Below are 14,109 nucleotides of genomic sequence, written 5' to 3'. Positions count from 1 at the left end.
TGTTACATTGTGTTACTAAAAGATAGTGATAAGACAATTTTAATTTAGCAGAAACTTGATGACTATTTATAGAATATTAATTGTTGAAGACGATTTAGACATGCAAGAAATGATGGTAAGTTTTTTGCAAAAAAGTGGTTTTATGGTTTCAGCAGTAAAAAATGCTGTAGAGTTATCAGATCAATTAAAATCACAAAGAATTGATTTAGTTTTATTAGATGTAATGCTTGGCGATGATAATGGAATCAAATTATGCAAAAATATAAGAGAAAACAATAACATACCTATTATTATTGTTTCTGCTTTATCAGCAGATCAAGACCGTCTTTTGGGCTTTGAAGTTGGTGCTGATGATTACATTGCTAAACCATTTAATCCACAGATTTTATTAGCTAAAATTAAAGCTGTACTCAAACGAGGAACAAAAATTGCCTCTTTGGCCTACAGAAGAAACACCAATGTTTATCACTTCAATGACTGGATCTATAATGGGAAAAAAGACATAATAATATCTCCAACTGGATTTCAAATATCTTTATCAAAAAAAGAAACTACCATTCTTAAGGTATTTCTTGCTAATAGCCATGTAGCTCTAACTAGAGAAGAAATTGCCAATTCTATTGACGACACTAGAACTCAAGATTCATTGTTAAACAATGCAGAAAGTAGAGCTATAGATGTGTTAGTAGGCAGATTAAGATCTAAAATTGAAAAAGACAGCAAAAACCCTAGTCTTATAAAAACCGAAAGAGGTGTTGGATACATTTTTTCTACAGAAGTAATCATTAAAAATGAATAATTTCTTTAAACTCAATTCACTCATAAACCAAGCTTATCTTTTAGTTTTTATATCAATTCTTATTGGCGCAGCAACAACATTTATATGGGTAACATCAAATAACCAATGGAATACATTTTTGAATAACGCCCATAATTCTGGTGTCTCAATATATAACACAATAAAATATAATAATGATTTAAATGCCGAGATTGTAATAAAAAAGCTAAATACTAAAAATGATATTACCAACAGAAAAGAACTAGCACAATATTATAAAAGTACTTTACCTTTTAAAATTACTACCCTTTCAATATCAAATGATAAAAAAAGGAACAAGGATCAAGGAAAAATTTCCTTACACATACTTTCATCAAAATTAAAGTACCCTCTTGCAAAAATTAAAAATTTAAAGAATTTAACAAGAGAACAACAACTTGGCAAAGTCATCCAACTGGTTGCTAATTATTGCTCAACAACAATATTATTGATTAGAATTGATGAAGGTTTTTGGCATCGTATTGACGGTAATAAAGCCTGGAGTTGTAAGGCAGCACCGAATGATCAAAGACTTTTTTCAATTTTAGTATTTATTATTTCTATAATATTTATGTATTTCCTAATTAGAGAAAATGACCTTCAATTTAATAATTTTATATTAAATTTAAAGAATAATCTAAAAAGTCCTCTAGATAAAATGGAAGTTTTAAAAGGCCCCTCTGAACTTATACAAATCAAAAATACATTAGATCTATTTTTAAAAGTACAAAAAGAAAAATTAGAGAAAAGACTAATGGTTCTATCTTCAATTAGTCATGATATTGGTACTCCAGCGACTAAGTTAAAATTAAGAAGCTCACTTATAGAAGATGATCAACTACGAGAAAAGTTGGAGACAGATATTGACCAAATGATTGATATGATGAACGGAGTATTGTCCTACACAAGATCAGAGATGGATTTAGAGGAAGAAACAGAAATATCTTATATTTCATTGATAGAGTCTATTGTGTTCGACTATCAAGATTTAGGAAAAAGTGTTTCATTTAAAAAACCAAAAGAAAAAAATATAGGACTTGTTTCATCTATTTTTTCTGGACATCAAAATAAAATGTCTTTTCATCTTAACCAAAATCACCCTTTATTGGTTAATGCAAAGCCATTGTCATTACAAAGAGCAATTAATAATTTAATAGAAAACGCATTAAAATATGGAAGAACAGCTACACTATCTCTAAAAACAACTTCTCAAACAATAACTTTAATTATCGAAGATGAAAGTAAAAATATTACTGAAGAATTATTAGAAAACCTTAAACAACCTTTCATAAGAGGTAAAAACGTAGGGTTAACCAAAGGTACTGGATTAGGTTTAACAATTGTGTCTACTATTGCTGAACAACATGGGGGCAATTTAACATTTGAAAAATCTAAAACAGGTATCAAAGCAAAGTTAATGATTAAAAGATAATAAATTGATGTTGGTTCTTACAACTAAATTATGTAACTTTTAATCAAATTACAAACTATACCAACAAGGAGAATATTATGGGAGAAAAAGTTGCCTTTATAGGTCTTGGCGCTATGGGTGGACCAATGGCTTTAAATATAATTAAAAAAGGTACAAGTGTTTCCGTATTTGACATAGAAACTGAAAAAATGGAGCCTCATATCAAGGTTGGTGGAATTCCAGGTAAATCAATTCAAGATACTATTGAAGATGCCGAAATTATTGTGACAATGTTACCATCAACTGAAAATGTTAAATCCGTAATTACAGATAAAGATGGTGTTTTGTCATTTGCAAAACCAAATACAATTATTTTAGATATGAGCACTATTGCTCCTACTGGTACAGACGAAGTTTACGCACTATGTAAACAAAAAAATATTAAATTTATAGATGCTCCTGTAGGTAGATTAGTAAGCCATGCAATTTCAGGAGATTCATTATTTATGGTGGGTTGTGACGAAGAAGATGCTTTTAAAAAAGTTGAACCTCTTTTAAACGCTATGGGCACAACAATAATAAGATGTGGTCAAGTCGGGTCAGGAATAAGAGCAAAAGTGGTGAATAATTTTCAAATATTGAGTATTGCACAAATTACTGCTGAAGCTTTGACACTTGCTCAAAAGATTGGTTTGGATCTTGAAACATTCAAGGAAGTTAATGCCGGAACAACAGCTAACAATGGTCAATTTCATATTAATTTTTTATCAAAAGTATTGCAAAATGATATTGAACCAGGATTTACAATAGACTTAGCTCATAAGGACATGGGATTAGCAATTGAAACTGCCAATAGCTTTCGAGTAGGTCTACCTGTGGGATCATCTGTGCAAGCAGTATATGGTCAAGCAAGATCAGGTAAATTTGCCAAGAAAGATTTCAGCGCATTACTAGATTACGCATGCGAATTAGCTGAGGTAAGTCCTCCGAGAATAAAGAAATAACTATAATAATTTATTATTTACTTAACTACACAACTGGACATAGGCCGCCATCTAAATTTATGGCGGTACCAGTTATGTAAGCACTTCTTTTTGACGATAAGAAAGCCACTAGATTTGCGTAATCCATTTCTTCACCTACTTTTCCCATAGGAACCTTTTTTGCCATTTCTAAGTACAATTCATCGACACTACCAGTACCTGATTTGCGATCCCATTGAGCACTTTTTATTAGGCCAATACATATTGTATTAACTCTTATATTATTTTTTGCGTATTCATTAGCTAAGGATTTAGTCAAATTAATACCCGCAGCTCTAGTTACTGTTGTGGGAAGAGAACCTGCATTAGGCGCTTTTCCTCCTCCAATAGTAGCATTAATGATAACACCTTCTTCATTTGACTTCATATAAGGAATAACTAACCGACACATTCTAACAGTTGACATTAATTTCAAATTAATATCGTCTTCCCAGTTTTTATCGGTTACATCTTCAAACAACCCAGCAGCTGAAGCTCCTGCGTTATTAACTAGAACATTAATTTTTTTAAAATTTGATATTGTTTCTTCTACTAATTTTTTACAGTCATCTGCCTTGCTTACATCTGCTTGAATGGCTAAGACATGGTTTTTTGTTTTTTCAGTTATTATATCTGCTTTTTCTTTTAAATAATCTCCTCTTCTGCCGCATATAACAACATTTGCTCCTTGAGATGATAAAAGTTCTGCTGATGCGTAGCCCAATCCATCACTACCACCCGTAATTAGAATAACCTTATCTTTTAAACCTAAATCAAACATATTTTTTCCAATCAATTATAAAAATGATAATTATTTCAAATAACAACAGTCTTATTATTATTCGCTGACTCTAATATAGATAACGCAACTTTTAAAGTTTGTTCTGCGTCCTTGGCTCCAGTAATCGGTTCAACCTTTCTGTTAATAACATCCTTAAAATGGTTAATTTGTGAAATGTATGGATCTATATTTGGCGTATCAATAATTGTCTGTATTATTTCATCTTTCCAATTATTTGAATTATTTTTATTTTTATATTCCCATAATTTTAGGTTTGGAAACTCCAAAGATCCTTCTGTACCAATAATCTTTAAATTATTCACTTGATAATTAGGAAGGTGGATATTTTCTCCAATACCTGTTTCCCAGGACCAAGGTGAAGTTCCTACATCTGTAATTAGAAAATTTCCTATTACTCCATTTTTAAATTGGATGTTAGTACTTACAACATCTTCTTTTTCAAAATTATTTATCATATTCGAAGAAAATGACGAAACAGAGTGTATTTCACCAAAAATAAACCTCAGATAGTCAATGTCATGTATTAAATTAGTAATAATTGGACCTGCACTTACCTTTTTTCTCCATTCAGGTTCAAAGTAATCTTTATCTTTTCTTAAACCCCATACACCTGACAGCCCAATTACCTTTCCAATTTTTTTATCAGAAATAATTTTTTTTGTTTTTAAAACTAATGGATAAAATCTTCTTTGATGACCAACTAATACCTTACAATTATTGTCTCTAGCAACTTTATCTATTTCTTTTGCCTCATTTATATTTGCAGATATAGGTTTTTCAATCAGTACATCTAAACCTAATTTCAAGGCTGTAATTGAATTTTCATGATGTAAGATAGTTGGTGTTGAAATAATAACGCCATCTATATTATGGTCTATTTTAAGATTATTTATGTTTTCATATAATGGTATCTTTTTTTCATCACAATAAATTTTAGCATGCTTACTTAAATCAACTATGCCAGCAAGGTTGACGTTGTCTATTTGCTCAATCGCCATATGATGACGTTTTCCAATACTGCCAATTCCTACAAGAGCAATGTTAGTTATTTGCGAGGCGCACATTATATTTTCATTGTTTCCTTGAAGCGATTCATAGAAACTGAACCATCAAATGAATGAGGAAAAACTAAAGGCGTGGCTTTGGCTTGACACTTAATCACTATCAAAGAGGGGCCTTCCTCTTTGTAAATTGTATTCATGATTTTTTCATAGTCTTCTTCACTTGTAACTGTGTAAGAATTACTTATACCCGACCCTTCAGCTATTAATTGTAAATCTGTTTTCCCAGCAGTTGCTGTTGGCTGACTTCCAGTTTCTACATAAGATTCATTATCAAGAACAACAATAGTTAAGTTAGAAACTGGATGATTGGCTATAGTGGCTATAGACCCTAAACTCATTAATGTATCGCCATCACCAGTAAACAATAATACCCTCATGTCAGGCTGAGCTTTAGCAAGCCCCAAAGCAAATGGAATTGACTGGCCCATGGCGCCAATAAAGCCAAAATTACCTTTATTATCTCCAGCTGACATTAGATCCCAAGTTGAGGTTCCAATACCGCTAACAACTCTTAGGTTATCTTTTCTATCTTTTAAAATTTTTTGTACAAAAGGTCTTCTATCAATCATTTTTATTATCCATTTTTAAATTGTTTAGCGCCTATCATTTTTTGTGACAATAATACGGCAGCAGAACGATTAGTATTAAATGCAAACTTTGCAGCAGCATCAACTGTTGGCCCCACCTCTTCTACATAATCAGCTCTAAATACTTTTATATCCATTGCTTCAAGTACCTTTGGGGTTCCAAGTCCCATAGGAACTTGCCAAGGAACAAACTCTCCCCATTCACCTCTCATTGAAACTAATGTAAGAAAGGGTATTCTACAAATGTTGGGTAATGCTAAAGCATTGATACAATTTCCAACTCCACTTGATTGCATAAGTAAAGCGCTCTTTCTTCCACCTGCATAAGCCCCACACGATAAACCTACACCATCTTGTTCTGTCGTAAGGGTCACAACATCAATTTCATTATCTTTTTCACACAAGTTAATTAAAGGTGTGTGTCCTGCATCTGGTACATGAGAAACCATTGTAATATCTAGGTCTTTAAAGACCGCATAGATATCGTTACGCCAATCTTTGATTAATTCTGCCATCTTAAAACCTTTACTATTTTGGTATTTAACATGTTAGATGGTAATTTAAATAATTCAAGGATGATAAATTAATTTAAATACAAATTACATATAAAAGTATGATATCATAAAGACTTCATTATTAAGTATATAGGACTAGTCAAAATGAACAATGAGATGGCAAAAGTTGCAATAGTCACAGGTGCAGCTAAGAATATTGGAAGAGCTACTTGTGAAAGTTTATCAAAGTTAGGTTATAACATTTTAGTTCATGCCAATACTGACAAAGATGGAGCTGATGAAACAGTAAAATTAGTTAAAGAGAATGGAGTTCAATCTGAACGTATTATTGGTGATTTAACTAAGCCAGAAACATCTCAGGAACTTGTACAAGAAGCATCTAAACTTGGAAATATATCAGCATTAGTGAACAATGCTTCGCAAAGAGAGTTTAATAAATTTGATGACATGACATTCGATGATTGGAGATTTGTTATGTCAATAAATTTAGACTCATTATTTCATACTTGTAAAGCCGTAATACCTGAAATGAAAAAATATAAATGGGGAAGAATAGTAAATTTAGGCGGTCTCTCAGCTCATATAAGCGCGATAGGAAGGGCTCATGTTATCACATCTAAGTCAGCTGTAGTTGGTTTTACACGTGCTTTAGCAATGGAATATGCAGAAACAGGAATTACAATTAATACTGTAGTTCCAGGTTTAATTGATACTGTAAGAGGCGCATCAGCTGGAAGTAGCTTAGTACATCCATCTCATTCAAATCCTCCTATTGGCAGAAAAGGCCATCCAATAGAAGTAGCCACTATGATAACTAACTTATGTGGAGCGCACTCAGATTTTATAACTGGGCAAACTATTCACGTTAATGGTGGTAGCTATTACCCATAAAGTACTATTTATATGACTAATAAATCAATTGATGGATTAGCTGCCTCTTTTTTAATTATTTTTTCAATATTACTCGGTTTAAACCAAGTTCTTGTGAAATTAGTTAATGTAGGCATGCATCCTGTTTTTCAAGTAGCATTGAGGTCTACATTAGCGATATTTCCTATTTTGATTTATTGTTATTTAACTAAAAAGAAAATTAATTTTTTTGACGGTAGTCTTGTTGCTGGAATTATAGCAGGTGTGTTATTCGCCGTTGAATTTATTTTTTTGTTTACTGCTTTAGATTATTCAACTGTAACTCGTGTTTCATTAATTTTTTATACGATGCCAGTGTGGCTATCCCTGTCAGCTCACTTTCTAATAAAAAATGATAAACTTAACTTTAATAAAATTGTAGGATTAGCAATTGCTTTATTAGGACTTGTCTTAGCTATTTATGAACCAATCTCATCATATACCAGCAAACAATTTTATGGTGATTTATATTCTTTATTAGCTAGCTTTTGTTGGGCTGCTATAGCAATAATGCTTAAGAGCAGCCGTCTTGCAAGAGCGGCTCCTGAAACTCAATTGTTATACAAATTAATAGTTTCGGGTATTATCTTATTACCTATATCTTTATTGTTTGACGATTTTATTAGAGATATTAATACAAATCTTATATTAATTTTTTCATTTCAAGTCATTGTAATTATGTGTCTTGGGTTTATAGGTTGGCTATGGGTAATGTCAAAATACTCAGCAAGCAGCACAAGCTCTTTTGCATTTCTTACGCCAATTTTTGGGGTTTTATTCGGATGGCTAATAATGGGAGATATAATAAATTTACAGATCTATTTATCACTTTTTTTAACATGCCTAGGGATATATCTTATAAACAAAAAATATAGTTAATATTTCAAAAAAGAGAATCTAACTTTTACTTTTCTTCGCTTTTTTTACTTTATTCTCTGATTTTGGTTTACCGGTTCTATCTTTTGTAGGTATCGACAAGGTATCTGTTTTGACTGCCTTGCCTTGAGTTTTTTTCTTATCGTCTTTATTAAATCTACCTTCTAAATTAGGTTTTTTTTCTTTTTTTGAATTTGATGGATTTCTTTTATTTTTATCCCTACTTCTAAAGTCATCTTTATTATGGTTTCTATCCGATCGTCCAAAATCTTGTTTTTGTTTTCCTCTTCTACTAGAAGGCTTAGTGTTTCCTTGATCAGCATTCTCAACCACATCTTTTTCAATATAATTATCAGCAAAAGGAGAAAATTTTGGTTTTTTTCTATCTGAACTTCGCCATCTTTCAGATTTACCTTTACCTTTAAAGTCACCTTTCTTGAAGTCTCGTGATCTACCTTCACCAGACCTATTGAAATCTGACCTTCCACGATTTGGTCTATTTCTGTCAGATCGACCTCTATCAGAACCTGCTCCCTCAGGAGGTTTGTCTAATAGTCTAATCATTATGTGTCGTTCAATAGGCTTTTTATTAGAGGCTAACTCTTTAAGAGTTGCAGCTGTTTCTTCTGAAATTTCAATGTTTGTTACTTTAGGCTGTATTTTAATAGAACCAATATCTCTTTTTGATAAATTACCTGCTTTGCAAAGCATAGCAACCAACCACCTCGGTTCTGCTGTATCATCTCTTCCAACAGAAAGTTCAAACCAAATACTATTTTTAAAACCATTATCCCTACCACGACCTTCATCTCTGTCAGAGGGATTTCTCAAATCTTCAGGAGCTGACAAATCTTTTCCAAGAAGTCTATAATAAGCAGCAGCTAATTGTTCAATTGAGTTCTTAGATATCAATTCATCTATTAAATCTTTTTCATCTTCTGTAATAGGATCTTTTAAAATTTGATTTTCTACAATTCTTTTTTTATCTTCCTTAAGAATTTCTTCTCTAGATGGAGTAGATGCCCAAATAGGCTTAATATTAGCCTGGCTAAACAAACGTTCTGCAATTCTAGATCTGTTTTGAGGAACAAGGACAGCACAAACACCCTTTCTACCTGCCCTTCCTGTTCTTCCACTTCGATGAAGGAGTGTATCAGAAGTTCTTGGAATATCTGCATGAATAACTAAATCCAAATTTGGAAGATCAAGACCTCTTGCAGCCACATCAGTCGCCACACAAACCCTTGCCTTAGAGGTTCTCATTGCTTGAAGAGCCATGTTTCTTTCATTTTGGCTTAACTCACCAGACAGAGCTACTGCTGATATTCCTCTGTTTGTTAAACGACTTGTCATATGATTAACAGCTATTCTAGTAGCACAAAATATAATCGCATTAGTTGCTTCATAATATCTTAGAGTATTAATAATAGCATTTTCCTGATCGCTCATAACTATCTTAAAAGCTCTATATTCAATATCTACATGTTGAGAATTTGTTTCACCTGCCGTGATCCGAACGGCATCTTTTTGATAACGTTTTGCTAGATTAGCTATTCCCCTGGGGACTGTGGCTGAAAACATTAAAGTTTGTTTGTCATCTGGAGTAGTCTCTAATATAGCTTCTAAATCTTCTCTAAATCCCATGTCTAACATTTCGTCAGCTTCGTCTAGAACAACAGTCATAATATTTGATACGTTAAAATAACCTCTTTCTATGTGGTCTTTTAATCGACCTGGAGTACCAACTACAATATTAGGTTTGGTTTCTAAATTTCTTCTTTCAGTTCTGATATCCATACCACCAACACAGGATACAATTTTTGCATCAGATGAAGCTAAGAACCAACTTAATTCATTTTTTACCTGAAGAGCCAGCTCCCTAGTAGGAACAATAATAAGTGCTTCCGGTGATTTAGGGGTTTTGAAAAGTTTACTGTCTGTTGTTAAATTATCTACAATAGCAAGACCAAAAGCAATTGTCTTTCCAGAACCTGTTTGCGCTGAAACAAGTAAATCTAGACCAGAATATTCTTCTTTTATAACCTCTTCTTGAACAGGAGTTAACTTTTCATAACCTTTATCTTTCATTGCATTCACAATGTTATTTGGGATTCCTGATGCTTCTAACATATTCAACTTTCAGAGTTTAAAAAGAGTAATAATATGGAATGTTATTATAACATCTCAATTTCAAATATATAAAAATTATTACTAGACTGTTCTTGTAGTCTTCAATATCTATAAAGTAAAGCTTTTCAAGCTTTTAATTAGAGCAAATATAGATAATTCTCATTTTAAAATAGATTATTAAAACATGAATGAAAAATACGACGTTATTGTAATTGGAGCAGGAGCAGCAGGTTTAATGTGTAGCTTTGAGGCTGGTAAAAGAGGTAAAAAGGTATGCCTCTTAGAACACTCTTCCAAAATAGCTGAAAAAATAAGAATATCTGGTGGAGGTAGATGCAACTTTACTAACTTATTTAGTACTGACAGCAACTTCATTTCTAATAATAAGCATTTTTGCAAGTCAGCATTTTCAAAATACACACAAGATGATTTTATTAAACTGGTTAAAAATCATAAAATTGAATTCTACGAGAAAAAATTGGGCCAACTGTTCTGCACTAAATCTGCCAAAGATATTATAGAAATGTTGATTACAGAATGTAAAAACCAAAAAGTAGAAATTTATATAAATACAAAAATAGAAAACTTAGCCAAAAAAGAAAATTCTTATTTAGTAAAAACTGATAAAGGCCCTATCTCATCTTCTTCAATTGTTATCGCAACTGGTGGCCTATCAATTCCCAAAATTGGCGCCAGTGATTTTGGTTATAAAATAGCAGAAAAATTTAATTTAAAAGTTACTAAATTAGAACCAGCCCTTGTTCCTTTGATTTTTGAGAGAGATATCTTAGATTTCTGTAAATCTCTTGCTGGTGTTTCTTTAAATGCTTCTGTTTCTATTAACAAAATATCTTTTGATGAAGGTTTAATTTTTACCCACAAAGGATTAAGTGGGCCTTCTATTTTACAAATTTCATCATATTGGAATAAAAACTGTGCAATTAAAATTAACCTCTTACCTCAACAAGATATTAATGTTTTGCTTAAAGAAAGACGAATAAGTACACCAAAACAAATTTTATCTAATATTTTATCTGACTACCTTCCAAACAAACTAGCTTTAGCGATTTGTAATAAATTACAGATTAATAAAAAAATTGGAGATAGCTCTAATAAGGACATTCAAAAAGTATCAGATTTTGTAAATAACTGGACCATTACACCGTCCGGCACAGAAGGCTATAAAACAGCTGAAGTAACACTCGGAGGCATTGACACAAAAGAAATATCGTCCTCAACGATGGAATGTAAAAGTCACCCTGGATTATATTTTATTGGAGAAGTGTTAGATGTTACAGGTCACCTTGGAGGACACAATTTTCAATGGGCTTGGTCAAGTGGTTTTGTAGCAGGTCAAAACGTTTAATTTATATAACTGTTCTCTTAGCGGCATCAGAGTTATGATCGCCTTCTTCATCCCAATATGGAATAGGTCCATATATTTCAATTAAGAAATCTAGAAAAGCTCTTACTTTTGGAGATAAATGTTTTCCACTTGGATATACTGCATAAATTGGGACATCTTCTTGAACATATTCATCTAGAAGTGATACAAGAGTTCCTGCAGCTAAATGCCTTCCAACAACAAATCTTGATAACATAGCAAGACCACCACCATTTATTGCAGATCGAAGGATGGCATCTCCATGATTATATTGTAATTTCCCTTTTGCATGTATTAATTTGATTTTACCATCAACTAAAAAGTGCCAATCATTATATGGGCTCCCATGCCTAAAAGAAATTATCTCATGATCATTTATTTCGTCAGGGTGTTCAGGCTTACCATATTTCTTTATGTAGTCGGGAGAGGCAAACAAAGTTCTAGGGTTTTTTGCAAGCTTTCTAGCTATCAAAGAAGAATCTTCCATTACTGCGATTCTAATTCCTAAATCAATATTATTATCAATTAAATCTACAACTTCATCAGATATAATCGTTTCTATTTCTACCTCAGGAAAACGTTCTCTAAACAATGGAAGATGTGGAGCCAAGTGTCTGTATGAAAATGTTCCTGGAGCAGTAATTCTTAAGTGTCCACGAGGCGCGTTGGTAGCGCTTGAGACTGCAGCCTCAGCTTCGTCAACATCACCTATGATCCTTCTAGCTCTATCTAAATATGCTAAACCCACTTCTGTCAAAGAAACGGATCTTGTAGTTCTATTCAGTAATCTAGCTCCAAGCCTATCTTCTAAAGCAGATACATTTTTTGAAACTACGGATGGAGATAAACTTAGTTCACGACCAGCTTTTGCAAGGGATCCATTATCAGCTATAGAAACAAAAACTCTCATTCCAGCAAGTAAGTCCATTTGTTACCCTTCAAATAAAATCAATACATAACATAACAACTTTTATTTTTACAGGTTCCATTAAAAAAACTTGAAATGGTGACTATATTTGCGTATTACGAAGGAGCATACGGCGTGAAGTAGGACATCCTAGACATATAACGAGTCTGCGGAGGGATGGCTGAGTGGCTGAAGGCGCCGGTTTGCTAAATCGTTAAAGGGAGCAATCCCTTTCGGGGGTTCGAATCCCCCTCCCTCCGCCATTACTTTATTAATTATCTAATGCATTAAGCTCAACTCTCGCTTTCCAAACAACAACGCACTCGTCACACCGTTCAGTAGCTTTCCTTATGGCTCGATAGGCTGGATGTTTCTTACAACCTTTAGCAAGTACTTTAAGTAATTCTATTTGTCTTTGATTGTTATTTTTTGCCACTATCCATTACCTTTATTAATTGTAATTCTTTTCCTACTATTTCTCTTAATTTTAATCCGTTGCCATATGGATCCATGCCTTCATACTTTGTTAGACAATCACGTGCAGTAACATCTTTCCATATTTCCTTTTTACCATCAGGGTAAGATATCTCATAAACACGTTTTGTTTTATCCCATGATTTAGGACGACTTTCTTTCATTTCATGTTCCATTAATCAACCTCATTTGCAAACTGTTTTAACTTATTAAGTTTTTGACAATATTTCCTCTACTAATTTTTGTACCCTAAACGCCTCATCAATTGTCGCCAAACTATTGGGTTTATGATTTATTTTAAGAACTAAATCATCAAGCTGTGACTTTAAGCTTACTGCTCTAGGGTCTTCAGATTCTTCCCTCAGAGGAATGAAATCTTCGCCATAAGATATTGTGTCTTTATGAAATTCTGCAATTTTTCTACTTTGTTTAGATCCTTTAACTGTAAATTCCTGTCGGTCTGGTTGAATGCCACCAACACTTGCTAATATATTGACCGGCAAACCATCTTCAGTTTCTAATCTCGCAAGAACATCAGTTTCACATAATGAAGGGTCCGCGGGATAAGAAGTATGGGCCCACTTTACTTTAAGAGGTCCTAAAACACGTTCGGTAAAAAAAATAAAATGAGATATTACTTCTCTTGTCATACCTCCTTCTTTTTTAAACCGAAGCCAATCAGCTTGTTTTTGCCACTCGCGAGGCCAAGAAGAATATGTAACTATGATATCAACACCTAGCATTTCTCCCATTTCGCCTTTATTTTTGCTTGCCAACAAGTCAGCCAAAGGAGCACCCGCAGCTTGAGTAAAATTTACCGCAATAGGAACATCATAATTTTGAAGCTTTTTAATAAAATTTTTACTATCTTCAATATTTATTCCAAATGGTTTTTCAAGTAAAAGAGCTTTGCCCATTTCAACCACTTTCAAGGCATATGCCTCCCTTACGGTAGGTGGACATGCTAAATAAACTAAGTCAGCCTTTTCTATTGCGTCATCAGCACTTTTCATAATAAGAGATTTACTATCTTGTTTGATAGCATTTTCACAAGCAATTGGGTTTGGGTCCCACAAATAATCTGGATTGAATTCTTCATGTAATCTCATATGTGTTAACATACGAGTACCCATAATACCTAACCCAATTATAGCAACATTGGTTGTCATATTATACCTATTCAAGTTTAAATTTCTAATAAGATTATTGTA

15 protein-coding genes and 1 tRNA gene are annotated in these 14,109 nt (G+C 32.8%); 7 read left to right on the top strand and 9 right to left on the bottom strand.

What is annotated here, in order from left to right; translation table 11 throughout:
- The first annotated feature begins 58 nt into the window (after positions 1-58).
- The 3 genes from ABXT66_RS03560 to ABXT66_RS03550 are packed head-to-tail and all read left to right on the top strand — an operon-like array spanning position 59 to position 3,232.
- The gene (locus ABXT66_RS03560) at positions 59-799 is read left to right on the top strand and encodes a response regulator transcription factor (RefSeq protein ID WP_443644288.1); all 741 of its coding nucleotides are present in this window, start codon (positions 59-61) and stop codon (positions 797-799) included.
- Positions 792-2,249, top strand: a complete 1,458-nt coding sequence (locus ABXT66_RS03555; protein WP_443644287.1) for a sensor histidine kinase — start codon at positions 792-794, stop codon at positions 2,247-2,249. The genes ABXT66_RS03560 and ABXT66_RS03555 overlap by 8 nt, the downstream gene beginning before the upstream one ends.
- Positions 2,250-2,296: 47 nt before the next feature.
- Positions 2,297-3,232 carry an NAD(P)-dependent oxidoreductase gene (locus ABXT66_RS03550; RefSeq protein WP_443644719.1) on the top strand — a complete coding sequence of 312 codons (936 nt, stop codon included), beginning with the start codon at positions 2,297-2,299 and terminating at the stop codon, positions 3,230-3,232.
- A 25-nt stretch (positions 3,233-3,257) separates the two neighbouring features.
- Here the strand turns inward: ABXT66_RS03550 and ABXT66_RS03545 are convergent, their stop codons facing one another.
- Genes ABXT66_RS03545 through ABXT66_RS03530 form a run of 4 tightly spaced genes read right to left on the bottom strand, consistent with a single transcriptional unit; the run spans position 3,258 to position 6,218 of the window.
- A complete protein-coding gene (locus tag ABXT66_RS03545) occupies positions 3,258-4,031 on the bottom strand; it encodes an SDR family oxidoreductase (RefSeq protein ID WP_443644286.1) in 774 nt (257 codons plus the stop codon).
- A gap of 35 nt (positions 4,032-4,066) precedes the next feature.
- Complete coding sequence (locus ABXT66_RS03540) at positions 4,067-5,116, bottom strand: Gfo/Idh/MocA family protein (RefSeq protein ID WP_443644285.1); 1,050 nt, start codon at positions 5,114-5,116, stop codon at positions 4,067-4,069.
- Entirely contained in the window at positions 5,116-5,685 is a 570-nt protein-coding gene (locus ABXT66_RS03535) for a thiamine pyrophosphate-dependent enzyme (protein WP_443644284.1), read from the bottom strand. Before ABXT66_RS03535 ends, ABXT66_RS03540 begins: the two co-directional genes overlap by 1 nt.
- 5 nt (positions 5,686-5,690) lie before the next feature.
- Positions 5,691-6,218: a phosphonopyruvate decarboxylase gene (locus ABXT66_RS03530; RefSeq protein WP_443644283.1), complete on the bottom strand. Its 528-nt coding sequence runs from the start codon at positions 6,216-6,218 to the stop codon at positions 5,691-5,693.
- Positions 6,219-6,362: 144 nt separating this feature from the next.
- On the opposite strand from ABXT66_RS03530, the gene ABXT66_RS03525 reads away from it, so the two are divergent.
- Positions 6,363-7,109: an SDR family oxidoreductase gene (locus ABXT66_RS03525; protein WP_443644282.1), complete on the top strand. Its 747-nt coding sequence runs from the start codon at positions 6,363-6,365 to the stop codon at positions 7,107-7,109.
- Positions 7,110-7,121: 12 nt separating this feature from the next.
- The gene (locus ABXT66_RS03520) at positions 7,122-8,006 is read left to right on the top strand and encodes a DMT family transporter (RefSeq protein WP_443644281.1); all 885 of its coding nucleotides are present in this window, start codon (positions 7,122-7,124) and stop codon (positions 8,004-8,006) included.
- Between the two features lie 18 nt (positions 8,007-8,024).
- On the opposite strand, the gene ABXT66_RS03515 is transcribed toward ABXT66_RS03520, so the two are convergent.
- Positions 8,025-10,133: a DEAD/DEAH box helicase gene (locus tag ABXT66_RS03515; RefSeq protein ID WP_443644280.1), complete on the bottom strand. Its 2,109-nt coding sequence runs from the start codon at positions 10,131-10,133 to the stop codon at positions 8,025-8,027.
- A 184-nt stretch (positions 10,134-10,317) separates the two neighbouring features.
- On the opposite strand from ABXT66_RS03515, the gene ABXT66_RS03510 reads away from it, so the two are divergent.
- Positions 10,318-11,499 (top strand): NAD(P)/FAD-dependent oxidoreductase, encoded by a 1,182-nt coding sequence (locus tag ABXT66_RS03510; RefSeq protein ID WP_443644279.1) that lies wholly within the window; start codon positions 10,318-10,320, stop codon positions 11,497-11,499.
- Position 11,500: 1 nt separating this feature from the next.
- Here ABXT66_RS03510 and ABXT66_RS03505 read toward each other — a convergent pair whose 3' ends face one another.
- On the bottom strand, positions 11,501-12,445 hold the full coding sequence (locus ABXT66_RS03505) for a LysR substrate-binding domain-containing protein (protein ID WP_443644278.1): 945 nt from the start codon (positions 12,443-12,445) through the stop codon (positions 11,501-11,503).
- A 150-nt stretch (positions 12,446-12,595) separates the two neighbouring features.
- Here ABXT66_RS03505 and ABXT66_RS03500 point away from each other — a divergent pair.
- Positions 12,596-12,687: transfer RNA gene (locus tag ABXT66_RS03500), tRNA-Ser, on the top strand.
- 8 nt (positions 12,688-12,695) lie between these two features.
- Here ABXT66_RS03500 and ABXT66_RS03495 read toward each other — a convergent pair.
- From ABXT66_RS03495 to ABXT66_RS03485, 3 genes are read right to left on the bottom strand one after another with little or no spacing between them, the layout of a single operon-like run.
- A complete protein-coding gene (locus tag ABXT66_RS03495; protein WP_443644277.1) occupies positions 12,696-12,860 on the bottom strand; it encodes a hypothetical protein in 165 nt (54 codons plus the stop codon).
- Positions 12,847-13,062: a hypothetical protein gene (locus tag ABXT66_RS03490; RefSeq protein ID WP_443644276.1), complete on the bottom strand. Its 216-nt coding sequence runs from the start codon at positions 13,060-13,062 to the stop codon at positions 12,847-12,849. Before ABXT66_RS03490 ends, ABXT66_RS03495 begins: the two co-directional genes overlap by 14 nt.
- Before the next feature lie 45 nt (positions 13,063-13,107).
- Complete coding sequence (locus ABXT66_RS03485) at positions 13,108-14,067, bottom strand: Gfo/Idh/MocA family protein (RefSeq protein ID WP_443644275.1); 960 nt, start codon at positions 14,065-14,067, stop codon at positions 13,108-13,110.
- Positions 14,068-14,109 lie beyond the last annotated feature (42 nt).

Origin of the sequence: Candidatus Levibacter sp. Uisw_134_01 (genome assembly GCF_047717795.1) — a bacterium.
GTDB lineage: Bacteria > Pseudomonadota > Alphaproteobacteria > Puniceispirillales > Marisalimonadaceae > Marisalimonas.
The sequence above is the reverse complement of the archived record's forward strand: the minus strand, read 5'-3'. Positions and strand labels throughout refer to the sequence as shown.